General features: G+C 58.6%; 22 protein-coding genes. 11 read left to right on the top strand and 11 right to left on the bottom strand.

Annotated features, from left to right (window positions below):
- Nucleotides 1-105: 105 nt before the first annotated feature.
- The 8 genes from AABA21_RS33330 (at nucleotide 106) to AABA21_RS33295 (ending at nucleotide 7,662) form a co-directional block, all read left to right on the top strand.
- Nucleotides 106-696: a pentapeptide repeat-containing protein gene (locus AABA21_RS33330; RefSeq protein ID WP_338256943.1), complete on the top strand. Its 591-nt coding sequence runs from the start codon at nucleotides 106-108 to the stop codon at nucleotides 694-696.
- Nucleotides 697-1,379: 683 nt separating this feature from the next.
- Entirely contained in the window at nucleotides 1,380-2,147 is a 768-nt protein-coding gene (fabG, locus tag AABA21_RS33325) for a 3-oxoacyl-[acyl-carrier-protein] reductase (RefSeq protein WP_338256942.1), read from the top strand.
- Nucleotides 2,148-2,257: 110 nt separating this feature from the next.
- Nucleotides 2,258-3,127 (top strand): class I SAM-dependent methyltransferase, encoded by an 870-nt coding sequence (locus AABA21_RS33320; RefSeq protein ID WP_338256941.1) that lies wholly within the window; start codon nucleotides 2,258-2,260, stop codon nucleotides 3,125-3,127.
- A gap of 127 nt (nucleotides 3,128-3,254) precedes the next feature.
- On the top strand, nucleotides 3,255-4,052 hold the full coding sequence (locus AABA21_RS33315) for a COG4280 domain-containing protein (RefSeq protein WP_338256940.1): 798 nt from the start codon (nucleotides 3,255-3,257) through the stop codon (nucleotides 4,050-4,052).
- Between the two features lie 12 nt (nucleotides 4,053-4,064).
- Entirely contained in the window at nucleotides 4,065-4,271 is a 207-nt protein-coding gene (locus AABA21_RS33310) for a hypothetical protein (protein WP_338256939.1), read from the top strand.
- Nucleotides 4,272-4,494: 223 nt separating this feature from the next.
- The gene (locus tag AABA21_RS33305; protein WP_338256938.1) at nucleotides 4,495-5,616 is read left to right on the top strand and encodes an SDR family NAD(P)-dependent oxidoreductase; all 1,122 of its coding nucleotides are present in this window, start codon (nucleotides 4,495-4,497) and stop codon (nucleotides 5,614-5,616) included.
- A 145-nt stretch (nucleotides 5,617-5,761) separates the two neighbouring features.
- Nucleotides 5,762-6,790, top strand: a complete 1,029-nt coding sequence (locus tag AABA21_RS33300) for a GAF domain-containing protein (protein WP_338256937.1) — start codon at nucleotides 5,762-5,764, stop codon at nucleotides 6,788-6,790.
- A 161-nt stretch (nucleotides 6,791-6,951) separates the two neighbouring features.
- The gene (locus AABA21_RS33295) at nucleotides 6,952-7,662 is read left to right on the top strand and encodes a LamG domain-containing protein (RefSeq protein WP_338256935.1); all 711 of its coding nucleotides are present in this window, start codon (nucleotides 6,952-6,954) and stop codon (nucleotides 7,660-7,662) included.
- A 315-nt stretch (nucleotides 7,663-7,977) separates the two neighbouring features.
- Here the strand turns inward: AABA21_RS33295 and AABA21_RS33290 are convergent, their stop codons facing one another.
- The 3 genes from AABA21_RS33290 to AABA21_RS33280 form a co-directional block, all read right to left on the bottom strand.
- Nucleotides 7,978-8,769 (bottom strand): alpha/beta fold hydrolase, encoded by a 792-nt coding sequence (locus AABA21_RS33290; protein WP_338256933.1) that lies wholly within the window; start codon nucleotides 8,767-8,769, stop codon nucleotides 7,978-7,980.
- Nucleotides 8,770-9,031: 262 nt separating this feature from the next.
- The gene (locus tag AABA21_RS33285; protein ID WP_338256931.1) at nucleotides 9,032-9,643 is read right to left on the bottom strand and encodes an ATP-dependent Clp protease proteolytic subunit; all 612 of its coding nucleotides are present in this window, start codon (nucleotides 9,641-9,643) and stop codon (nucleotides 9,032-9,034) included.
- Between the two features lie 33 nt (nucleotides 9,644-9,676).
- On the bottom strand, nucleotides 9,677-9,958 hold the full coding sequence (locus tag AABA21_RS33280; RefSeq protein WP_338256930.1) for a hypothetical protein: 282 nt from the start codon (nucleotides 9,956-9,958) through the stop codon (nucleotides 9,677-9,679).
- Between the two features lie 392 nt (nucleotides 9,959-10,350).
- Here AABA21_RS33280 and AABA21_RS33275 point away from each other — a divergent pair, with 392 nt between their 5' ends.
- On the top strand, nucleotides 10,351-10,749 hold the full coding sequence (locus AABA21_RS33275; RefSeq protein WP_338256929.1) for a helix-turn-helix domain-containing protein: 399 nt from the start codon (nucleotides 10,351-10,353) through the stop codon (nucleotides 10,747-10,749).
- A 63-nt stretch (nucleotides 10,750-10,812) separates the two neighbouring features.
- On the opposite strand, the gene AABA21_RS33270 is transcribed toward AABA21_RS33275, so the two are convergent.
- From AABA21_RS33270 to AABA21_RS33235, 8 genes are all read right to left on the bottom strand, one after another.
- Nucleotides 10,813-11,637, bottom strand: a complete 825-nt coding sequence (locus AABA21_RS33270) for a phosphatase PAP2 family protein (protein WP_338256928.1) — start codon at nucleotides 11,635-11,637, stop codon at nucleotides 10,813-10,815.
- A 118-nt stretch (nucleotides 11,638-11,755) separates the two neighbouring features.
- Nucleotides 11,756-12,136 (bottom strand): ACT domain-containing protein, encoded by a 381-nt coding sequence (locus tag AABA21_RS33265; RefSeq protein ID WP_338256927.1) that lies wholly within the window; start codon nucleotides 12,134-12,136, stop codon nucleotides 11,756-11,758.
- Between the two features lie 105 nt (nucleotides 12,137-12,241).
- A complete protein-coding gene (locus AABA21_RS33260; RefSeq protein WP_338256926.1) occupies nucleotides 12,242-14,806 on the bottom strand; it encodes a polynucleotide kinase-phosphatase in 2,565 nt (854 codons plus the stop codon).
- Nucleotides 14,807-14,823: 17 nt separating this feature from the next.
- Nucleotides 14,824-16,296, bottom strand: coding sequence for a 3' terminal RNA ribose 2'-O-methyltransferase Hen1 (locus AABA21_RS33255; RefSeq protein WP_338256925.1), 1,473 nt, complete (start codon nucleotides 16,294-16,296; stop codon nucleotides 14,824-14,826).
- A gap of 123 nt (nucleotides 16,297-16,419) precedes the next feature.
- A complete protein-coding gene (locus AABA21_RS33250) occupies nucleotides 16,420-16,716 on the bottom strand; it encodes a hypothetical protein (protein WP_338256924.1) in 297 nt (98 codons plus the stop codon).
- A 59-nt stretch (nucleotides 16,717-16,775) separates the two neighbouring features.
- Entirely contained in the window at nucleotides 16,776-19,739 is a 2,964-nt protein-coding gene (locus AABA21_RS33245; RefSeq protein WP_338256922.1) for a CHAT domain-containing tetratricopeptide repeat protein, read from the bottom strand.
- Between the two features lie 20 nt (nucleotides 19,740-19,759).
- Entirely contained in the window at nucleotides 19,760-20,575 is an 816-nt protein-coding gene (locus AABA21_RS33240) for an anti-sigma factor (protein WP_338256920.1), read from the bottom strand.
- Between the two features lie 278 nt (nucleotides 20,576-20,853).
- Nucleotides 20,854-21,609 carry a sigma-70 RNA polymerase sigma factor region 4 domain-containing protein gene (locus tag AABA21_RS33235; protein WP_338256918.1) on the bottom strand — a complete coding sequence of 252 codons (756 nt, stop codon included), beginning with the start codon at nucleotides 21,607-21,609 and terminating at the stop codon, nucleotides 20,854-20,856.
- 370 nt (nucleotides 21,610-21,979) lie between these two features.
- On the opposite strand from AABA21_RS33235, the gene AABA21_RS33230 reads away from it, so the two are divergent.
- Together AABA21_RS33230 and AABA21_RS33225 are read left to right on the top strand one after the other, a co-directional pair.
- Nucleotides 21,980-22,612: a DUF4388 domain-containing protein gene (locus AABA21_RS33230; RefSeq protein WP_338256916.1), complete on the top strand. Its 633-nt coding sequence runs from the start codon at nucleotides 21,980-21,982 to the stop codon at nucleotides 22,610-22,612.
- Nucleotides 22,613-22,642: 30 nt separating this feature from the next.
- Nucleotides 22,643-24,178 carry a PDC sensor domain-containing protein gene (locus tag AABA21_RS33225; protein ID WP_338256915.1) on the top strand — a complete coding sequence of 512 codons (1,536 nt, stop codon included), beginning with the start codon at nucleotides 22,643-22,645 and terminating at the stop codon, nucleotides 24,176-24,178.
- The last annotated feature ends 58 nt before the right edge of the window (nucleotides 24,179-24,236 follow it).

Below are 24,236 nucleotides of genomic sequence, written 5' to 3'. Positions count from 1 at the left end.
TATCGGCCTGGCCATCTCGGTTGCCCGGTCGCAACGGCGGGGCATCGAGCGGCTACTCAGTCAATTACAGGCCTGGGAAAAGGCCCAGGGGGTACGTCGGAAACGATGGGAGGAGCGGGTCGAAAAGGACATGATCGCCATGGAGCAGCGCCTGACCGCCCATATCGATCGTATGCACTTCGAGGATCGTCGGCGCAGCATCCAGGTCACGGAGCGCGTCACCTACGAGCTCGCTCACCTGCCACGCCTGGAGGACACACCGCTTCCGCCCAAAAGCCAGCGGTATCGGAGGCGGCGGACATCCATCAGTTACCGCGCAGCTTTCAAGGTGCCAACCTCGCCAGCCATGATCTCTCGTATCGCTACCTGCGCTACGCGGATCTGCGCAACGCCGACCTGTCGCACGCCAATCTCTTCATGGCGGATCTGACCGGCGCCTGCCTGCGCGACGCCCGGCTCACCCACGCCGACCTATCGGCGGCCAACCTCACGCACGCCGATCTCACGAACGCCGACCTCAGCGGGGCCAACCTGCTGGTCACCGACCTCTACGACACCCGGCTCACCGGAGCCTCGCTCCTACAGGCGCGCAACCTGACCAACGAACAGATTCGCGGCGCCATCATCGATCGTTACACCCGGCTCGACCCCGGCATCGACATCACGCTACCACGGGTCCCACGCACCACAATTTAATACCTCCACAGGAGCGCATCCCGGCACCGGGATGCGCTCCTGTTTCGTATCAATCAAACGAAACGTGTTTCGGGGAACGCGACCGCCAGATGACCGGGATGCAAAGGGGAAAAATCATTGTGAATGGTAGGTTCGGCCCTTGCGGCCGATTTCTCCCCCGGCATGAACATGCCCCTCACATTCGTTTCCGTGGTTCTCGCGTTTAGAAAATCGGCCGCAAGGGCCGAACCTACGAGGGGCATGGGTGGGCGTGAAGCGAAAATCGGCCGCAAGGGCCGAACCTACGAGGGCGTTTTATTTGGAGCCTTCTTTTCCGCATGCGTTCTTTATATTGAGGCGGCCTTCTTTAGGCGGGAGGTGCAGGAGGGCGCCTGGCTCTCCTGCCGGGGTGTCCCCCACCAATCCCTTCTTTCCCGACTCTCAAGCGGGAGGTGCAGGAGGGCGGGCAGCCCTCCTGCTGGGGGTCTGGGGGTGTCCCCCGGTCTTCCTTCCTCTCCACTCTCCGGCAGGAGGTGCAGGAGGGCGCATAGCCCTCCTGCCGGGGGTCTGGGGGTGTCCCCCAGTCTTCCTTCCTCCCCTTCCCCGCCTGCGGCGGGGGACAATTGGAATGGGCTAGAGGCTCTATGCTATACTACAACAAGCCAGGTAGCCATAAAAACTATTTCGATTGAAGGAACAAATGTATGTCAAATGAACATCCTCTTCCACTAACGGGCAAAGTTGCCCTGATTACCGGGAGCAGCCAGGGTATCGGTCGCGCTATCGCCCAGCGACTGGCGCAGATGGGCGCGGATATAGTCATCAATTATCGCAGTAACGCTGAGGCGGCTGCGCAGGCCAAGGCCAGTATCGAGGAGTTGGGAAGGCGATGTATCGCGGTCCAGGCTGATGTCAGCAAGGAAGAAGATGTGGCCCGGCTCTTCGCAGAAGCGACCGGAGCTCTGGGTCCAGTGACGATTCTCGTCAATAACGCAGGTACGACACGTGATAAGCTAATCCTGCAGATGTCATTGGCCGATTTTGAATATGTGATGAATACGAATTTGCGCGCGGCATTCCTATGTACCAAAACAGCTTTGCGCGGCATGATGAAGGCACGCTGGGGACGCATCGTGAACATCGCGTCGGTGGCGGGCCTGATGGGTCCGGCCGGACAGGCCAACTATGGCGCCTCCAAGGCCGCGATTATCTCTTTGACGTTGAGTACAGCCCGCGAGATGGCGAGCCGCAATGTGACCGCCAACGCACTGGCCCCTGGCTTTGTGCCAACGGAGCTGACATCCATCGTCACCGAGCCGCAGCGCAAATATATGCTGGACAACACGCCGCTGGGCCGCTTCGGCACCACCGATGAAGTGGCTACCGCCGCCGCGTTCCTGTGTTCGCCGGAGGCCGGCTATATCACCGGGCAGGTGATTGCGGTCGATGGCGGCATGTCGATGCACATGTAGGTCAGGAGGTTCAACGTTGCTCGAACAATTTCGCATATCAGTGAAACAAGTTGCCACTAAATTTGATCTAATCTTTAACAAACAGTTTGGTTAAGGAGGCTTCATTTATTATGGGACTTATTGAAACTGATGAGACTAATTTATATACGTTCGAGCCGTTCGCAGCCCATGCATTCTATACCGAGGTGAACCGCGCGCTGGTAAAGCAGACGCTCGCCCATCTCAAGCCACAAGCGGAAGGCGAAACGCTGACGATTGTGGACATGGCATGTGGAACCGGCGCGGTCACCCGTCTCATCGCGGAAGAACTCGTCAAGCAGGGGCGCGTGAGCAACATCAAGCTGGTGGGCGTTGATCCATCGGCGGAGGCGTTGCGGCGCGCGCAAAAGGGCATGGAGGAATCAGGACTCCCCATCCCGGCGAACTTCCTGCAGGGAGAGGCCGAAGACCTGCCACACATCGTCCAGAACGTTGACGCGGCCTTCTTCTGCAACGCCATCCACCTGGTACCCGACAAACTGGCGGCCTTCAAACAGGTATCCTCCATCCTCGCCCCCAAAGGTATTTTTGGCTGCAATAGCGCCTTCTACGAGGGCACTTATGTCCCTGGCACCGAACGCTTCTACCGTCTGTGGACGCGCCGCGCCGTGGGCTGGCTGAAAAAAGAGCATCCAGAGGCTCGTCTCTCACGCGACGCGAAAGCGATGGCGATGCAATGGATGACCAGAGATGAGTATATCCAGGATCTCAAGCAGAGCGGTTTCGCCAACGTCGAGACAGAACAGAACGACGCCATCATCTCGCTGGATGGCTGGCGCGATCTGGGTCAGTACTGGCTCTTCATCGAGGGTGCCCTGCCTGGCGTGGCGCTGCCCCTGGCTGCAAAAGCCCTGGAAGTCGCCGTCTACCAGGCCGGAGAAGAGCTCGGACTCACCGAGATCCCTCGCACCTGGCTGCAGATGGTCGCGATTAAAAATTAAAACCGATAGATGCATATGATGTGTTACAATAGGTCATGGGAATCCTTATCGACAGAAGGGTTTTCATGATCTATTTTCTTATTTAACCGCTAGCAATGCACACCCTCGCTAGAACAGGAGCATATGCATGCAATGGGCCGCTATTTCAGGAGCCTTTCTCGCTTCGGCCGTTGAGTTTGTAGAAGCCTTCACCATTGTGCTTGTGGTCGGCGTCACCATTAACTGGCGCAGTTCGCTGCTGGGCGCCTTAGCCGCCGCCGCGACCCTCGCCCTTATCATCGCCACCTTTGGCGTCGCCCTCGTTCAGTTTGTTCCACTCGCCATCCTGCGCCTCGTGATCGGCGTCTTGCTGGTCCTTTTCGGCCTCAAGTGGCTCAAGAAGGCCATCCTGCGCTACAGCGGACTTAAAGCGCTGCACGACGAAGAGGCCATCTTTGAAGAGACGATGGCCGAGGTCCGCGCGCGAGGCGAGACCGTATCGCCGCGCGTCCATCCCTTTGGCCTGGCCCTCTCCTATAAAGCGGTCCTGCTCGAAGGTCTGGAGGTCGCCTTTATCGTCATCACCTTCGGCAGCAGCGCCATCACCCCGACCTGCTCGCAGAGCTGCGGCATCAGCATGGCGGCCGTCGGCGCGGCCGTGGCCGGCATGCTGGTCATCCTGCTGGGGGCCCTGGTACGCGCACCGCTGACCAGAATCCCTGAGAACACGCTCAAATTCGTAGTTGGCATCATGCTCACCACCTTCGGCACCTTCTGGACCGGAGAGGGGCTGGGCGTTGAATGGCTCTTCTCGGACGCCTTCCTGATCATCCTGGCGGCCCTCTATCTGCTCACGACGCTGGGCCTGATCGCCTGGCTCAAACAGACCAAACAGCAGCGCTCAACCTCGGCCGCGATGGTTCCTCCGGCGCTGGAGCACAAGTAGGAAGGGATACATATGAACATCATCAAAGCCGTCTACAACTTCATCGTCGGCGACATGGTCATCCTCATCGGCGTCCTGGTTCTGCTGGCCGTTCTGCTGCTGATCAACAACGTGGCCGCCCTGGCCTCGATCCGCGTCATCACCGGCCCTCTGTTGATCGTCGCCCTGCTGGCCATCTTGATCACCACGTTGTTGCGCGAGATCAAACCGAGGGGGTAATCGGGCGCAGGGTCCGAACCTATGTGGGCGTTGACGTGCGTGGAGGGGTAATCGGGCGCAAGGCCCGAACCTACGATGGGGGGCGGAGTCGGCCGGAGGGGCATGCATGCCGGTGGTATGCATGCCCCTCTCCGTTTCGGGTTGATGGTTAATTATGGCGGCCAATTGGGCGGGTCAATCGTGTACATAACAAACCTATAGTTTTGATGGTGAGTTTGCACGTTTGGATACGAGGCAGAAGAGAAGAAGGGATTGGCTGTATAACATCATGGGTATACTACGCACGAGATGGAAGGTGCTGGCCGCGCTGGCCGGGGTCGGAATTGTGAGCCAGGTGCTGCAGCGCCAGCAGGAGATAGATCTAAAGGGAAAAGTGGTGTTGATTACGGGCGGATCGCGCGGCCTGGGGCTGGCGATCGCGGGGGAGTTTGCCCGCGCGGGCGCGAAGCTGGTGCTCTGCTCCCGCGACGAGGATGAGATGCAGCGCGCGCAGGTAAAACTGGAGCAGATGGGGGCCCAGGTTATGGTATTCCCCTGTGACGTAACGCAGCCACAGGAGGTGGAGCGCACGGTCGAGCAGGCCACCACCCACTTTGGCGGCATCGACATCCTGGTCAACAATGCCGGCATCATCAGCGCGGGTCCCCTGCAGACGTTGACGCGCAAAGATTTTGAGGATGCCATGAACATCATGTTCTGGGGTATCTACAATATGACGATGGCCGTCCTGCCACAGATGCGTGAGCGCAAGAGCGGTCGCATCGTCAACATCACCTCGATCGGCGGCAAGGTCAGCGTCCCCCATCTACTACCCTACTCCAGCGCCAAGTTCGCCGCCGTCGGCTTCTCCGAAGGCCTGCAGAGCGAGCTGGCCAGGGATGGGATACGCGTAACCACCGTCATTCCCGGCCTGATGCGCACGGGATCGCACATCAACACCGTTATGAAGGGTGATGAGCATCGCACCGAGTACACGCTTTTCACGCTACTGGACACCCTGCCGGGCTTCTCGATCAGCGCCCAGAGGGCCGCCCAGTATATCGTACGCGGTGCCCGCAGGGGGAGTCGCCATGTCATCATCACGCTCCCGGCCCAGCTCGCTGCGCGCCTCAACGGAGCCCTGCCCGAGGTCGTCGCGCCGCTCTTAAGCCTCACCGCCAGCATCATCCCCAGCAAAAATGACAAAGGGAAAGGATCCCACCAGGGACGCGATAGCGAAACGCCGATCACCCGTTCGTTCGTCACCAGCCTGGGCCAAAAGCCTCCCAGGATTATAACCAGAATCCCCCCAAATAAAAGAGTCATAAGGGGAAAGAGTCAGCAAAAAAGCGCGCTTTTTTGCTGACTCTTTCCCCTTATGACTCTTGATTACGCCTTAAGACTTTTTTTATGCCAATATAACTTTTTACTGTTGACGTCATAGTTGTTAGCTGGTATCATGGTTTCAAGTAGGCGCTTTTCATGTCGAATTCAGCGATTAGGGTAAAAATATGCAAGAAGCACGGACGTGGCGCGAATTATTAGGACAAATTATCAGCGACCCGAAAGAAAAGCAGCATCTCATCGATACGCTGAACGTTACGCCTATCACATTTACGCGCTGGGTCGGTGGGGAGTCTGATCCCCGTCCACAGAACTTGCGCCAGTTGATTAACGCGTTACCACAACGCTACCAGGAACAGATGCGTCAGCTGGTAAAAGAAGAGCGGGGCGTCGCCGAGATCGTGGCTGCGCCACAAGAAGTTACCCTGAAAACCATTCCCGCCGAATTCTATGCCCGCGTACTGGTGGCGCGTGCATCTACAACCGAGAATTTACGCTTCTGGTCAACCTCACATCTGATCTTGCAACAGGCGATAGGACAGCTCGATCCTGAGCGCCATGGTATGTCAATCTGGGTAGTGCGCTGCATGCCACCCTCGGGCCCATACAAGAAGGTGCGCAGCCTGCGTGAAAGCGTTGGACTGGGAACGCCCCCCTGGGTGGGCAACCTCGAGCAGAACGCGATGTTCCTGGGGGCCGAGTCTCTGGCCGGGAACGTGGTGACGCTCTGCCGACCGGGCATCATCCAGAACCTGGATAAAGAACATAATCTGATGCCGGCGTCGCGCGTCGAGCACGAGAAGAGCACGGCCATCTATCCCATCCTGTACGCCGGTAAGATCGCCGGTGTTCTGCTCGTGTCCAGCACGCAGATTGACTACTTTCTATCGCAGTCGCGCACAGACCTGGTCCAGCAGTACGCAGACCTGGTGGCGCTGGCCTTTGAACCCGAGGATTTCTACGCGCCTGAAGAGATCGCGCTCTGCGTCATGCCCTCCCATCGGCAGCAGAAAGAATATTTCTCGCACTTCCGCCAGATGGTGGCGGAGACTATGCTGCGGGCCGCAACCAGGAATAAGCCGGTCAATAACCAGCAGGCGGACATGCTGGTCTGGCAGCGATTAGAGGAAGAGCTCCTGCAAATACCAGCTCGTAAGGTCATATCCCTGGACGTAGAAACCAACAACCTGAATTAAACGTGCAGGAAGCAGGATACACAGATAGTAGATAGTTAGTAGAGGGTAGAGCAACGCTACAGGCAGCTTTTAGCGACAACTTCGAGCAGGGCATTCATTCCCACTGGACGCAGACCTGCATCGGCACAGGCAAACTTCAACTTGAGACGGCAACGCTACAGATGCTCCTGCCAGAAAATCCGGCCGGGGACTATGCCGACGCCCAGATCGATGACTATGGGAAACTGGCGCGCGCGCAATTTCCCTGGCGTCCACCCCTGCGTATGGAGGTGCGGGCCCGCGCATCCCATCCGGCCGCAGGCGCGACCACCGGCGCGGATGATATGACGGTGCTACGCGGCACAGCCGGCTTCGGCTTCTGGAACTATCCCTTCTCGGTACGCGGCGATGTGCTCATGCTGCCGGAGGCGGTCTGGTTCTTTTATGCCGCCCCGCCCTCGAACATGGCCCTGGTCCCAGGTGTGCCCGGCTGGGGCTGGAAGGCCCAGGTCATCCACAGCATGCGACCTGGCGCCCTGCTAGCGACGCTACCTACCGCCCTGGCCACCGGCTGGGGTCGCGTGAGCCAGGATAGCGCCCCTGCCGCCCGCTGGCTGCAGAGGCTGAGCGGGGCTCGTGAGGCGCTGATCGAGACCGACATCACAGAATGGCACAGCTATAGCCTGGAATGGCGCGCCGGCGAGGCGCGCTTCTGGGTCGACGACAACCTGGTGCTGCGCGCGCCGCAGCCACCCACGCGTCCCCTGGGCTTTGTGGCCTGGCTCGACAACCAGTACGCCGTCGCCACGCCACGCGGCGTGCTACGCTTCGGGGCCACGCCGACCGCCGCCCAATCGCTCACCATCGACAGCATCCACATTCAACCGTTGTAGAAAAATCGGCCGCAAGGGCCGAATCTACGGGCGCATTATCGTGGGACGAGGAAAATCGGCCGCAAGGGCCAATACTTTCAACGTAAGAAAATGCAAAAAGAGAAACGACCACAGTACGTGCGGGGCTTGCCCCCGCTTTGCTTCCTTGGAGCTCATCAATGAAGGCTTCTGCTGATGCGGGACACCTTTCATGTTGCTTTTTCGAGCGGGAAGGACAAAAGCGGGGGCAAGCCCCGCACGTACTGTGGTCATTTTTCTTGTTGCTTGCGCTAAAGTTGAAAGTATTGGCCCTTGCGGCCGAACCTACGGGATGCGTTATAGCACGGTATGGATAAAGAATTCGATAAGGGCAGGTGCGATGGCGTCTGCGGCGACCTCGTGCGTCTGGCCCTCCAGAACGCGGTATTGGGCGTTGGGGATAGCGCTGGCGAGCTCTTGCGTGCTATCGAGCATCCACGGCCAGCCTGCGCCGCCAGCCATCACAAGCGTGGGGATCGAGATGGATGAGGCCCGCCCACGCGGCAACGAGCCATCGCCCAGGATGGTGAGGTCGTATGCCAGTGTAGGAGCGAGCGCCTCCATCATTGGCCATGACGGAGCGTTGCGCATCTGGCTGATAGCCTCGGCCGGGAGACCAACCTGCGTCATAAAGGCCTCGACCATCTCACCCCGGCGGTCCTCGGCGCTCAAGCGTCTGAGCTGCGCCAGGCTCGCCAACGATTGCGCACGCGTACCCTCATCAAGGTTGAAGGGCGGCTCATATAGGGCCAGCTTCTTGATAACGAGTCCACTGGCGGTCGCGGCCAGGGACAGCGCCGCGCCCGAAGAGATACCATAGACAAAGGCCGATCCGCCAGCCTCCTGAATGAGGGCATCGAGGTCCTCAATCTCACGCTCGACCGCATAGGGAAGCGTATCGCCGCTCTCGCCTCGGCCACGGCGATCGTAGCTAAAGACCGTAAAGTGTGGCGCCAGCTTCGGAACCAGGTCGCCCATAGGCCCGAATCCACGGTAGCACATGGCGCCATCGACCAGGATCAGCGGCGTCCCCTCACCTGAACGATCAAACGCGATCGCGGTGCCGTCTTTTGAATAAACTGTACCCATGCTTCTATGTTCCTCCTCATGCCTGTTCTCTATTTTTAATTGTGACCATTTATATGCAAAACCAGTATATGGTCTCAGGGCAGAAAAAACTTCTTTGATCTTGCTCACAATAGATACATACAGAGTTTCTTCGGAAAAAAGGGGATTTTTGACCGCAAGGGTCGAACCTACGGGGGCATTTATAATCAAATAATATATGAAATGGGAGGTGCGAAACCTGCGTGCTGAGCACGCAGGTTTCGCACCTCCCATTTCATATAAATTATCCCTCTTTTTCGGCCAGGGGCAGGACTTCGTCGATGATGCCGTATTCGACGGCCTCTTCGGCACTCATGAAGTAGTCACGCTCGGTGTCGTGGCGGATGCGCTCCAGAGGTTGTCCTGTGTGCTTCTGGATAATGCCGTTCATGACATCACGGGTGTAGAGGATCTCGCGGGCATGGATGTCGATGTCGGTCGCCTGGCCACCGATACCACCCTGGATCAGGGGCTGGTGCATGTGGATGCGAGCATGGGGTAGCGAGCGACGCCGGCCCTTATCACCGGCCAGCAGCAGGATGGTGCCGAAGCTGGCCGCGTAGCCGACGCAGGTCGTAGCGACCGGGCAGGGCAGCGAGCGCATCGTATCGTAGATAGCCAGTCCGGCGGAAATGACGCCGCCGGGCGAGCTGATATACATGTTGATCTCGCGCTCCGAGCTCTCGGATGCCAGGAACAGAAGCTGGGCCACGATCAGATTAGCCATAGTATCCTCAACGGCCCCGTTGACCATGATGATGCGCTCTTTGAGCAGGCGCGAATAGATGTCGTAGGCGCGCTCACCGCGTCCGGTATTCTCTAAAACGGTTGGAACCAGTACACTGGAAGCCATCATATCTATCTTCTCCTTCTAACTCATCTTGATAAGTTAAGCATTCAAATTCTGGCGCACAAAGTAATAATAGACGTGGGAACCCTTCCCCGAGGTCCGCTCATCCAGGATATTGACCAGGATCCAGCCGTCTTTCCCCAGTTCGTTGAGCTGCTCGGCATCCGCCAGCGCATCCTCACGGGTATTGATGGCGAGCAGGTGGTATTCCCACTGCGCCTGTTTAGCGGGCGCGGCATCATAGACGGTTGGAATTGGTAAGTATGAGCGTACCTCATGATCTGCTAACTTCGGTGCAAACGGTTGTGGTGAAAAAAACATAATCCTTATTCTCCTCTTTTTTGTTCCTTTCTCCTCTCGCGCCGCCTGCGGCGGCGCGTAAAAAGAGAGAAAGAGATTTGGGGACACCCCAAACCCCGGCAGGAGGGCTCACCGCCCTCCTGCACCTCCCGCCTGGGGAGCGCAGAGGGTCATTCCTCGGCTTAGTTAACGCCTTTAGGGGCGAACCCAGCATCCACGACGACGGTGACGACGATTTATTTATCTTGAATATAGCAGGCGCATGGCCTATCTTGATAGGGTATAGCTATGCTGTTAGCATGTGAGTTTTTGGAGCAATGCTCTCAGCATAGGTGAAAATTATACAGTGGACCCTGAAAACATATATAATAAAGAACAACAATTATCTGGTGAATACCATGAGGGGATGAACGATGGCTGATTTACAGGAAACACTGGGGCGCGTCGTACGCCAGGAACGCCAGTATCGCAATCTGACAATTAAAGAGTTGGGAGAGAAAGCTGGCCTCTCAGAGATCTATGTAGGAGAGATTGAGCGTGGGCAGAAGTATCCCTCGGCCAAGGTGCTGGAGAGCCTGGCTCGGGCGCTGGGATTAGATATCGCGGAACTGCTGGAGATGATGGCGGAGGCGATTCGTAGCGAGCGCGAGCCCGAGTATACACGCGTGATCGGCTTTACCGTGCCCACTACCACCGGTCAGCCGCGCCGTACAGTCATCAAGCGCATCGTCAATCTGCTGGATGGAGGCGAGATCGAGAACATCACCAATATCGGCTCCTTCTTGCTCTCTCGCCACCTGACACCACGCTAAGACGGAAAATATGATGAATGATACAAAAAATGCGTGCTGAGCACGCATTTTTTGTATCATTCATCATGCATGGGCGGCCGCCTTCTTGGCCTGTCTCTCTTCGCGCCATTTGGCCAGCCAGGTAGTGGTCCAGCGGTAGAGGAAAATGAAGAAGAACAGATAGACCGTTCCTTCGAGATAGCCGCCCATGACGTCGGTGAACCAGTGATCACCTTCCAGGATACGAGAATACCCGATCATCAGAATGTCGTAGACCGCGTAGATCTGCAGAGGCAGCAAAAACCAGCGATAGCGCCACTCGCGCACCGGTTTGGTAAAGCTCAGGTAAAGCAGGAAGCCATAGTAGGCCACGTCGTGCTCCGTATGTCCTGAAGGGTAGGTCGGGAAAGGCACGATCGGCCCCATCACATGGATCGGCTCGGTATGGGGATTTGGCCGCGGGCGGGCCACCAGGTCGTCAGCCAGCACGTTCAGGCCAGCGGAACTCATCACGGTCACCACCAGGAAGACTACCGATTGCAGCCAGGTCAGGGGCGATCTGCCACGCAGGCGGGTGATCAAGGCCATAATCAGCATGAACGCCAGCCAGAGGCCCAGCGCGACCTCCGAAGGAACGGGATTATTCAATGTACTGGGAAAGGTGAAGATCGCGTTGATATAGTCCGGCACATGAAATCCCTGCACCGTCTGGGTGATCGATAGATCGAAGGAATATGGTTTGGGATGCCCATGGACAATGACACAGGTAATCAGGAAAACGATAAGTCCGATGCACCAGACGGCAAACTGGATTGCATAACGCCTCCTCGCGTTCTGCCGGTCTTCACCGCCCGCGGTTCGCTGGGCCGTTGGCCGCTGTATGCCCTGGGGATTAGCAGTTGTAGACATTGTCATCCTCGTTGCATTTTATATTAATGAATAAACATCTGCTTAGAGTACGTACAGATAAGCTTAAATAGATACAATGCTCTACAGTACAAAACAAGATATTTCAGCAAAAGTCGCATTAGAAACGAATGAGCTCATGACCACCTTGCCGCAACGCGGTGCTGGCCTGTGCCAGTTGCGCCTCTTTGAACAGGATATAGTCGGTATCAAAGGTAGAAACGGCGAAAATGGAGACCTGCGCCCGCGCCAGCGTGTCAGACAGGGAGGCCAAAATACCAACCAGCGAGAAGTCCAAAGGTCCTATTACTTTCAATGCGCGCCAGCCACGTTCGCAGCGCACACCCTCTGGAACGGCGTCGGCCACGCAGACCAGCGACAGCTCATCCTCGGTCGCGGTAAGCGAAAAGAAGCCGGTCCGCCGCACGGCCCAGATGGGCACCTCTTCTTCGGGTCCCAGGCGGCACACTGCCAGTTCCATCTCCAACAAAACCAGGCGCATAGATATCCCTTTCATCCGAACGTCAATAATACCCCCATTTTACCGCAAAAGAAGTGTACCACCGATCGTCGCATAGATGATCGGTGGTCCATATTATATCAAGGGTTAGAGGCGGGGATCGACGGGCTCGCTTTCGAGGGCGAGGACGCCGAAGACGCATTCGTGGACGCGGCGCAGGGGTTCGCCACGGACGAAGCGTTCAAGCGCTTCGATGCCGAGGGCGAATTCGCGCAGGGCGAGCGAGCGCTTAGCACCGAGGCCACGCGAGCGCAGGCGGCTCAGGTTCTCGGGCACGTCGTACTCCAGGCCGTAGATGATGCGCAGGTACTCAGGTCCACGACACTTTATGGCCGGCTGCAGCAGGCCACGTGATCCCGAAACGATAAAATCATAGGGCTTGACGACCATGCCCTCTCCACCACGCGAGGTGAGCTGGCTCCACCAGTCGATGCCCTGCTCGACGCTGGCGGGATCGTTGACATCGATGACGCGGTAGGGCGTGGCCAGCAGCAGTTGCGGATCGGCGCGACAGACCTCGGCCAGCGTTTCCATGTGCCAGGCGTGGTTCCTGTCGATGTGGACGGCTCCCTGCGTGGCCAGGATATGGAACGGGGCCAGCTTGAGATCATCCAGGCTATTGACGGGCCAGCAATACTGGCGGTAGGCATTGACGTAGCGCCCGGCCAGTTGCTGCTTCCGCTGATAGGTACCCAGTAACTGATCGACCTCTATGCCATGCTCCTGAGCCTGTTCGAGCGCGGCCATGGACGATTCCAGAGCGTAGCGCGACGCGGACCCCACGGCGGCATACTGCTTTAAGACCAGTGACTGCGCCTTGACGGACCACGGCAGCAGCTCACAGTCCAGGCAGACCCAATCCGTTTCGAGCCGTTCCCAGAAACCGCTAGCGTTCAGGGCGGCCTGGACGCGTCCCAGCAAGGCCGCCTCTAGCTGATCGTCGTCGAAGAAGTGGCGGCCGGTACGGGTATAGCAGATGCCGATGCCCTCGTTGATGACGCCGAAACGCTGGCGCGCGACCTGCTCATCGCGGCAGACCACGACGATGGCGCGCGAGCCCATGTGTTTCTCCTCGCACACCACGCGCTCGACGCCCTGGCGACGATAGTAGGCAAAAGCCTCCTCCGGATATTCCAGGAAGCCCGGCTGCTGACTGGTCTCGCTCGGCGACATGGTCGGCGGCAGGTAGATCAACCAGCGAGGATTGGCGGCGAAGCGGCTCATAACCTCCAGGGCGGCGATGGAGTTCTCCTCGCGGATCGTCAGTTTCGCCTGCAGGCGCGTCTCCAGCAGGCGCTTGCCGCTCACATCCTGCACATCCAGTAGATCATCGTGCTGCTGCTGCAGGGAGAGCTCGGGCGCCGCCACGGGTGTCAGTGGACGCACCGGCTCACAATAGGTGTGTAACGCCGCCACCGAGACCAGTTCTTTCTCGGGATATTGCAGGGCGGTCAGCCGACCGCCGAAGACGCAGCCGGTGTCGATGTTGATGGTGTTGTTGAGCCACGTCGGCTCGGGAACCGGCGTATGGCCATAGACCACCATGGAACGACCGCGATAGTCGGCGGCCCAGTTATAGCGGATTGGCAGGCCGAACTCGTCGGTCTCCCCGGTGGTCTCGCCGTAGAGCGTAAACTCGCGCACCGCCCGCGAGCCACGCCCCTGCATGGCCTCCGGCAGTCCCGCGTGGGCCACCACCAGCTTCCCATCGTCCAACACGTAGTGGCTGATCAGCTTATCGATGAACGCCAGCACGCGCTGCTTGAATTCCGGGGATTCCAACTCAAGCTGCTGCAGCGTCTCGACGATGCCGTGCTTGAGCGAGACATCCCTGCCCTTCAGCTTGCGCAGCAGCTTGGCATCGTGGTTGCCGGGCACACAGAAGGCGCTACCAGAAGCAACCATATCCATCACCAGGCGCAGGACGGCCGGCGTAGCGGGCCCGCGATCGACCAGGTCACCCAGGAAGATCACCTTGCGACCCTCGGGATGCGTCACCTGGAAGCGCGGCTCCTCTCCATCATTATGCTGCTCCACCACGTAGCCGAGCCGTTGTAACAGCAGGCACAACTCATCGAAGCAACCGTGCACATCGCCGATGATATCAAAGGGACCATGCTCGTGCTTCAGATTGTTCCACAGCCGCTGGCGCTCGATCTCGACCTCGGCCACCTGCTCCGGCGACGAGAGGACCACGACCTGCGGGAAGCCCTCGGTCTTCAGGGTGCGCAGCGACTTGCGCATCTGCGCCGACTGCAGGCGAACCACATGGGGACCAAACTGCCGGTCGGCGCGCTGACGATTGCGCTCATGACAGACGCTCTCCGGCAGGTTAAAGACGATCGTGAATACCAGGCAGTGATATTGCCGGGCCAGGGTCAGCAGAGCCTTGCGCGCCTCTGCCTGAACATTGGTGGCATCAATAACCGTTAATTTACCGGCGGCCAGGCGTTTGGCGGCGATAAAGTGCAGCACCTCAAAGGCATCTCTGGTCGCCGCCTGGTCGTTCTCATCGTCGGAGACAAGACCACGGCAATAGTCGGACGACAGGATCTCGGTCGGCTTGAAGTGGGTACGCGCAAAGGTAGACTTGCCCGAACCGGAGGGGCCAATCAACACCACCAGCGCGAATTCCGGAATAGTAATCTTCATCGATATAAACCTCGGACCTACTGTGTTAGTGACTGGTGACGTGAGAAGATGCCCATCTGCGAGGGGGCGCCAACCTCGGCATCCTCGGGTCCAATGGGAGAGAACTGCACCTGATAGCCAAAGCGCTCGGCCAGCTGCCGCGACCAGTTTTGAAACTGCTCACGCGTCCACTCGAAGCGATGATCCTGGTGGCGAAAGGTGCCCGCGTCCAGCGTCTCAAATTTGACGTTGTACTCGGCGTTGGGCGTGGTAATCACCACCGTCTCGGGATGGGCAAACTCGAACAGCACGCGCTCAAAGGAGCGCAGCCGGGGCTGATCCATATGTTCGATCACCTCGATCACGCAGGCGGCGTCGTAGCCTTCCAGGCGCTGGTCGCGGTAGGTCAGGGCACCATGCACCAGCGTCAGACGCTCGCGCTGTCGCTCCGGCATCCTATCCAGATGCAGACGCTTCTGGGCCAGTTCCAGGGCGCGATATGAGACGTCCAGGCCCAGGATATGCTCAATGCTCTTCTCCTGCAGCAGCATCCTGAGCAAACGGCCCTCGCCGCAGCCCAGATCGAGCACGCGCTTCGCTCCCCGCTGCCTCACCGCCTCTAGCGCGGCCTGCAGGCGCTGCTCATGTAGGCTCTTGCGCTTCTCCTTCTTTTCCTGTGTCGCCCGCGCCGCTTCAGCTGCGGCGGACTGCGCCTCCGTGGACGTGTCCTCCTCGCTCACCTGTTCGTCGGTGGCCTCAAGATCAGTGGCCTCAACTTCGGCCTCCTCAGGAATCAGGCGTGACAAGGCATCGCGCGTCAGACTCTTCTTGTGGCGCAGATAGTTATAGGCGATGCGCCGCCGCTCGGGATGCTTCTCCAGCCAGCCCTGTCCGCGTGTCAGCAGCTTGTTGACCTCATCATCACCGATCCAGTAGTGCTTGCTGTTATCCAGCACCGGGATCAACACATAGAGGTGGGTCAGCAGCTCGCTCAGACGGCACTCGGCGCGCAGCGTCAGCGTAAAGTAGGAACTCATCCCCCACTCGGGATGCAGCTCATCCAGGGGATGCTGCACCGCCTCCACGCTATAGCCTAGCGGCTCAAACAGTCGCCGCAGCCACTCCTCTCCCTCCGGACAGGGGATTACCGCGATCTGCGCCTGCAGCGGTAGCGGGGTCACAACCAGCTCGGGACGCTGCTTACAGCGTCCGTTGAGAGCGGTCCCGAACACATCGGCCAGCGCCACGCTAAGGAAGGACGAGGCCACATAAGGGCGATCATTCACATACTGATCCAGTGAAGAGCCGGCATTGCCCTTACCACGCACAAGCTGGACAGCGTCAACATCGAGCAGCAGAGCAGCGGTACAGCGCTGCTCACTCGCCTCCGGATAGAAAACGTGGGCCCGACCAAAATTCAAATCAAACGTCTGCAGCCGTGTAGGATTCTTATGCAGCAGATAACCCAGCTCCGTCGCGGGCTGGTAGGTAGTAGAAATCGTCAATAACATTGGCAGGTATCCTTACCCAATTCACATAATGTCGCATAACCCATCCATTGTACAGCATCAAAGCAACGTGGAAAAGCGCAAACATCCCCGTGTAGGGTCGACCTTCAACGGTCGACCGGGCTGTCAGCGCCAGCGACGGCGGCCCCCGTCCCCGGCCGGTTCGGCTTCTCGTGGGAACCATCTCGCCCCACGTGGTACCCCAGGAGGAACGTTGGCTTTTAGGAACGCCTGCGCAACGTTCACGTGTGGGAACCACGTTTCCCAGCGTGGAAGGCAGGGGAAGTGGTATCGTGGGGGAACGTGGCCCGCAATCGCTGGCGCTCGCGGGCCGGTCGACCGTTGAAGATCGACCCCACGTGGGCGGTTCTCGTTGGTGGGGCGTTTCGTGTTGCTTGTCGCCTTCTCTTTTTGCAACAACATGAATGGCACCCCATCCCCCAGCTCATAGGTTCGGGCCGTGCCCGATTTCCCCGGCAATTTCAGGCGGGGAGGAGGGGGCCGGCGTCGCCGATGAGGTGGAAGGCGGCCCAGAAGTAGGGGTGGGTGCGGTAGGCGTGGGCGGAGGTGGCGCGGGCCTGGGCGATAAAGACGCGCTGGGCATAGGCCAGAGCGGTGGCTTTGCTGGCACCTCCCAGCAGGGCCTGGTAGAAGTGGGCCATCAGGTCGGCGCTGCTGGCGTCGTCGACCTTCCAGAGGGTGGGAAGGATGGAGGCGGCCCCGGCATAAAGAAAGCCACGACCGAGGCCGATGACTTCGTCGACGCCGCCAACGACGGCGCGGCCGGTCTCGCAGGCGCTAAGGACGAGCAGCGAGCATTGAGAGAGGTTGAGGTTGAAGACCTCGATGGTGCTGAGCTGGCGATCGGCCAGCTGGATGTGGGAGAAGTTGGGAGCATCCAGGCGGAAGAGGCCGTGGGCGGCGATATGGACGATGGGACTGAGGGGGCCGCGCTGCCAGAGCAGGGCCGACGTGGCCTCCTGGTTGAGCGCGCAGTGCACCTGGAGCTGCCGCGCCACCGTGCGCGCCTCCTGGATCGCGTACTCCAGGCGTCCACTGTCGGAGAGCCCCATGACCAGCGATTGCTGGAGGGGGATGTGGCGCTCCAGCACTGATTGGCCACGGCGACGACAAATATCCATCAGCGTGGTGGAGGGCAGGTAGGAGATCTCGGCCTTCTCGATCACAAAGCGCTGCCCGTCGTAGAGGCAGTGGAAGGGGACGAAGTGCAGCATGCCATAAGGGACGATCGTCAGATGACGGCAGCCGCGCAGAAGATCCGCCACTGGTGTCAGAAGCAGCTCATAGAAGCGCTTGAGCAGTCCCAGGCTATTGCTCTGCAGACTCAGAAAGGCCTGGGCCTGATCGGCGGTGTTGGCCACGCGACCCGAGAGGTCCAGATTCGTACGCCAGAGGGAATAGAGCCGTTCCAGCTGGACCACGGCGTCCAGAACGGTACGCACGGTCATGCCGGAGGAGGTCAGGTGAAAGATGTAGAGGTCGCGGTCCGAGAGATAATATTCGAGCAGATGCGCGCCGGGGGCCAGCTTCTGGCCCAGCTCGGCCATGCCTGGATACTTCCAATCGGCATGGGAACGTGGGACCAGCGAACCCGCCGAACGCAGCTGGATCTGTTCAAAGAGCTGCTCAATGCGCCGTTCGCGCCGCTGCATCTCCTGCCGGGCCGTAGCGGGATCGACCGCGCGGATGCGCATGACGGCCGTATCGCTCAAGTTGGACTCATCCTCGGTATGGTAGACGATCGAGCTGAACCAGGCATGCTCCTCGCGCGCCTTGACCAGGGCATCCAGAATATCCTCGCTCATGCGGTCATCAGGTCGCACGCGGATATCGATATTGTGACGCAGATAGTCGCCCAGCACGCGCGACTTGGCCTTCTCGACGTAGGTCAGGGCCTGCTCGACCTGGCCACGGCGCAGGGCCAGAATAATGGCGCGCTGATAGATATCGCGCTTATTCTCCAGGAAGCTGGTGCGCTCATCCAGCACGAGACGGCTCTGCACCTCGTCGATGCCCTGGATAGACTGGTCATAGTAGCTGGCGGCCCCCTCGAGATCATCGCGACGCTCGGCCAGCTGACCCAGCAGATCGAAGCAGCGATACTGCAGCTCAAGCAGGCCCTGCCCCTGGGCGATGTCCAGCGCCTGCGAGCAGAGGTCCTGGGCGATCGGAATGTCGCCGCGCGCGTCGGCGATGCGACCCTGCAGCAAGATCGCCTGGGCCAGCCGGGGCAGGTCCTCCTGCTCAGCAAAGATGTCGGCCACGTGCTCGACCTCGCGCGCACTGGCCTCGACCTGCTGATCGGCGAAGTAGAGCTCGGCGCGCTGCAGACGGGCCAGGACCGCCAGGCGATGGAAGCCGCCCTCTTCCAGCAGGCTGCTGGCCTCGCGCAGCATCTCTTCAGAGGAGCGTATATCATCCAGCAGAATGGTGGCGGCGGCCTTATGCATCAGGGAGCGCGCCAGGTTATGGCGCTGGGAGGGCGAGGAACGGAAGTAATCGATGGTCTCACTGGCCAGCTCGTAGGCCTCCTGGGCACGATTGAGGCGCACCAGGCACAGGCACATCTGCTGCGCTACCTCGTAGGCGGCGAAAATGATCTTGTGACGCTGGAAGCGCTCGCGGCTCTGATTGTAGAGGCGTAGTGCCTGGCTATAGTGGCCCTGGGCCGCGTAGATATCAGCGATATTCAGCTCCTCGCGGGCCACCGAGATCTCTTCGCGCTCGCCATAGCGATCAAAGGTGGCTCGCGCCTGCTCATGCAGGGCCACGGCCTCGCGAAACTTGCCCTGCGCCGCCAGGGTCAGCGCCTTGTTACCCTGGGCGCGGGCCAGGTAAAGATCGACATTCTCGTCATGCAGCAGGTAGGTCTCGATGGCGCGATCAAACAGGTGCAGGGCCTGCTCATAGCGGCCAAGCTCGAAGTTAATGATGGCCGCGTTGGCATCGATCTGGCCCGCGCGCAGCAGCTTGCCATGGCGCATAAAGATCGTGCGCGCCTTCTCGGCATCCTGGATCGCCTCGGTGGTGCGGTTGAGGCCCAGGCAGGCATTGATGCGGCCAAAGCGCGTACGCGCCCAACTCACCTCATCGCCGATCGACAGAAACTCCTCGCCGGCGGCATCAAAAAACGGCAGCGACTCCTGATTGCGTGCCAGGCGGCGCAGCGCATCTCCGCGCGCCATCAATCCCAGGGCATGATAATAGGTGCTCTTCGTGAAGTCGCCGATCAACACCAGGTAGCCCGAGAGCGTCAAAGAGCGCTCCACGTCGGCATTCCAGCTGCGATCGGCCTCTTTTTTGAGCCCATACACCAGGCGATCGAGGGCCGGCGTACTGAAAAAGGGCAGGTGGGCCAGCAACAGCTGCCTCCCCTGCTCCTCGTTCATGCCGACCAGCGCCGCCACAAGATCTTGAGGGGTCATGGTTTTGCCAGGTTCTCTATCTAGCGCGCCTCTTGTACCGGGAGTTGATCGATGACTACGACACCCTCAGGCAACTGGAGTTCAATGGTATACGTAGTGGGCTGCAAGGCGGGAAAGATAACGTTGCCTAACTCATCGATGTGCTGCGTCTGGACGACTCCCTCGGCGGTCATCAGTTGCGCGGCCGTGCCCTGCAGGGCATTGATCGCGCTGCCCTGGCGCGTGACCAGGCCGATCAACTGCAAAGCGCCGCGCTGCCTGGGGCTGCTCTCAAGCTGCAGGGATATATGGACATCCTCAGCCTGGTAGTCGCGCGGCCAGGCTAACCCTGGCTCGGCCAGGCTACGCTGGAAGGCGAATCCTGGCTGGGGAGGCAGCAGCAGGGCAACGATACGCCGCGCCCCCTCCGCCGTCTGCTCACGCACCTGCCCCAGCGTACGCTTGATATCCTGCAGCGGCCGTGAGGCATGGCGAGACACCACCGGGCTACCCACGCGACCAACGGCCACAGGCAGCGGATCGGCGGCCAGAAAATTTGTCAGCGTCACCATTTCAGCCGAGCAGAGCACGCACATGCGTAGGTGCGCCTGAATAGCGACGGCATGATCCCCATCGACCAGACCCAGGGCAAAATCACCCAGAACCTGATTAGACGGGCAGTCCCAGCGATACAGCTTCTGGCTCAGTCGACGTTCCATACGACGATAGCTTGCCAGCTGGGACGAACATTTTTGACAGCGCGCAAGGTGCTCTACCACAGCGGGCCGCACATGTTCGCCCTCAAGGTAGGCAATGAGCTCTTCATTGCTGATCGCACCTGGTTCACGACACTCCATCAGCGTTTCCTCTATATCAACATAGGCTACAGGTTCAGCACATTTCTCCCTCCCCCAGCGGGATCGTCCGTATACAGGTAGAACGGTAGAGATGGCGTCCGCGCATACAATATAGCCATACGATAGCCACACCGCAGGCACATTCACTCTACAAAGCTGAAAGCCTGGAAAGAAGACCCTGGGTCTACTCCTTCATCAAAATAAACGAGCCCATTCATGCTTTTCGGACCCATCATGCGAGATTTCTCGCCATACCAACGTGCAGGGATGGGAAATAGCTAGCGCCGGAAGAGGGCCTGCAGGCGCCGATTGCGGCGCAGGCGCTCCAAAACGTTGCGCTTAATGCGGTACACATCATCAACCGAAGCGAAGTGCCGTGGATGCTGCGCGCTGATCTCGCCTGGCTTCATGCCATGAACGTAGGCCTCATAGATCAGGATGCGCTCATCTTCACCACGCACCTCTTCCAGGATAATCTGCCACAGATGCTGCGCCGCGAGGCTGGAGACCACATCCTCGGCCGGATCATCACTGGCCGGCTCATGCTCGATGGAATCCAGTGTATCTTCATACTGGCGCGCCTGCCGCACCCGCACCTCATCCGCCACCACGCTATGCACACACATCTTCATATATTTTAATATAGCCGCCAACGATTCAAAATTGGCAATTTTGAGCGGGGTCAGCGCCTGCGCGAACTTGGCAAAGGCGGCATTGACCAGCGGCGCTCCCCCATCCTGTCCCAGGATCGGGGCGGCGCTCTGGTGCTGTGTCACCCAGGTCAGGACCAGGGGCGCATACTGTTGATAGATATAGCTCCACGCCCCCTCGTCGCGATTGATAATAGCACGGCGAAATAATTCAAGGCAATAACGCTCATTGGAAACGTTCTGCTTCAGGAACTTATTGGTCTCCTCCGAGCAACGGCGAGCCAATTCGTTAATCGAAAGTAGCTCCGTGGGTGGTGCGCTGTCACCAGTTCCTCTCATATCGCGCCCAGACCCAGGCGGCTGAGAGGGGTTGTGAGACTCCATCAAAGATTATAGCTCCCTACTTTCAAACTGCTGCACGCGTTCAAGAGCACAGTACTGGACAACTACGGCTGCATGCTTCTGGTAGACCACAAATAGACCTCAACAACGTTTTGATTTATTATCGCATGTTTAAGGGTCTATAGCCACCCACTGATCATACCTCAGAAAAACAAAAAACAGGCAATGCCGCAACTATCACTTAGGACTTATATTACTCAGTAACGAAAGGAAAATGGTCCTGTTTAATAGGCGATTCAGTTCATTAAAAGGCAAAAATGATCACACTTTCCGTTCTTTATGCTATGCTTATACAATCTGCAATAGAGAAAACTTAAGGGTTTAACCTGCTTAGAGACGGAGCAAGACGCTCATGGCATCACGACGCGGTATCGCGACAGATCAATTAATGAATGTAATTCAAGTTCTCCAACTTGGGCGCAAAACAGGACAGCTCTCCATTGAACGAGGGGACGAGCCACAGAGGGAGTGGGGAGAGATCACTTTTTTACAGGGCCGCATCATCTCAGCTCAATGTGGGCAACTTGAAGGGCAAGCCGCCATGGATTGGCTCAAAACCTGGGGACCGTGTCGCTTTATCTTTGTAAATGATATCGATAGAGCCACGGGCCCGATGGAGAATCTGCAGATTTCATCATCGGCAAGCACCAATCCATCCTTACCTGCTATTCGTCCATCGGTGTCATCTCCCTTGCCACATGATTCCCGGCGGCGACCCAGCACAGGGCCCATGCCCGCCTTGCCATCTATGCCCACGCCTATCCCCTCTATCCAGGCCAGCCAAAGCGGACCCCAACGCGCCTGCACCCCTGAAGAAGGCTTGAGAAGATTGGCCCAGGCCAACCTTTCACGTCATCACCGTCAGTTGTATCTACTCATCGACGGAAGTCGATCCGTTATGGAGCTTATTCGCCTGACAGGTCGTCAACCAGGAGAGGTTCAACAACTTCTGTATGACCTGGAACGCATTGGAATTGTTCGCTAACCGCACTAAAACAAAGGATCAATAAGAAATATGGTTCAAACACATAAACAAACTAAAAGACGAGGAGGATTTCCACTACCTCTGCGCATCTCGATCGGCTACGTGTTCGCCGCGATCATCCCGCTGCTGCTGGTAGTTCTGTTCATCATAACGCAGACGCGGCCAACGTTGCTCAACCAGGCCAACGACGCCATGACCAGCGATTCGCAGACGCGCGTGCAGCTGATCGATACCTATTTTAATGAACGCAAACTGGATGCGGTGGCACTCGCCCAGGTGCCCAGCGTTCAGGCCTTTATGGCGCTTTCGCCAGAGACCACGCCGCCGGCGATATATAAAGACGGACTATTGCACTCCACGTTTGCTTTACAAGCGGGGCAGAGCCGCAGCAAGGACTATAGTCACTGGGCGCTCTTTAATACAAAGGGCGACTTGATTCAATCCTATCCTAACGGAACGCCCAAACGTGGCAATGCCTATGCGACACCCCAACAGTTAAAAGACATTCAGGCGGGCAAAGAATTTATTTCGCCAGTGTTCTATGATCCCGGCACAAAGGTTGCGACCGTTGATATTTACGCTCCTATTTTTCCGACGGCCATACCAGATGCCAATCCTCACCAGGTTCTGGGTTTCATGCGCGCCACGCTAAAAATGGACTATATCTGGAATGAGATCGTCAAAAAGGACCTGAATGTTCATGGTCAGGGCAGCTACGCCTTTATCACCGACGAGAGCGGGGTGCGCATCGCCGACACCAATCCCAACCGACTGTTTACCAGCATCAAGCCGCTCACCACAGATACCCAGCAGCAGATCCTCAACCAGCAACGCTACGGCGACCAATCGCAGATCAACGGCCCTTATGATCCGGCGCTGGGTAGCCACATTGGAAACAATCACGCATCCGAAATCTTTACCGCCCGCCCGCAGGGTCAGCAGGAAGACTTTGAGGTGGCGCGCCGGACAGCCATCACCGTCCCCTGGCAATATTTTGTGCTCAGCCCGGTCAATAGCGTCACCAACATCGCCAATCAGCAGGTAACGACCATCTACTGGCTGGCCGGATTGGCAGCCCTGATCGTCGCCATCGGCGGCGCGTTCGCCGGCTTCGGTATCTCGCGTCCGATCGAGCGCGCCGTTGAGAGCCTGCGCGGCAACAGCCAGGCGCTGAGCATCCTGGCCCAGAGCCAGCAGGATGCCGCCGGTGAGCAGGTCTGGGTGGTGGATTCCTCGCAGGTCGGGTTGCAATCGGTGCAGTACTATACCGAGGCCGCCAAGGTCGCCTCGGATAAACTCAATAACACCACGCAGCTCATTCGGCAGCACCGCAACCAGATGAATCCGGCCCAGGTGGAACAGGCACTGGATGAGATCACGCGCTCGGCTAACTACCTGGTCAGTGCTCTGGATTACCAGCATGCCAGCAACCAGAAGCTAGCCACCGCACTGAAAGTGGCCACCCAGGTAACCGAACAATTGCAGTCCGGCGCGTCGTCCGCTACCGATGCCGCCGAACAGCTCGAACAGGTCGTACAGGAGCTCCGCTCCGTCGTCGGCCGTTAAACAGTCATATCAAAAGGCCCTGGGGAGAAATCCTTCTCCCCAGGGCCTTTTGATATGA

Source organism: Dictyobacter halimunensis, from assembly GCF_036245075.1.
Note: the sequence above shows the minus strand (reverse complement) of the source record. Positions and strands in the feature narration are given on the sequence as shown.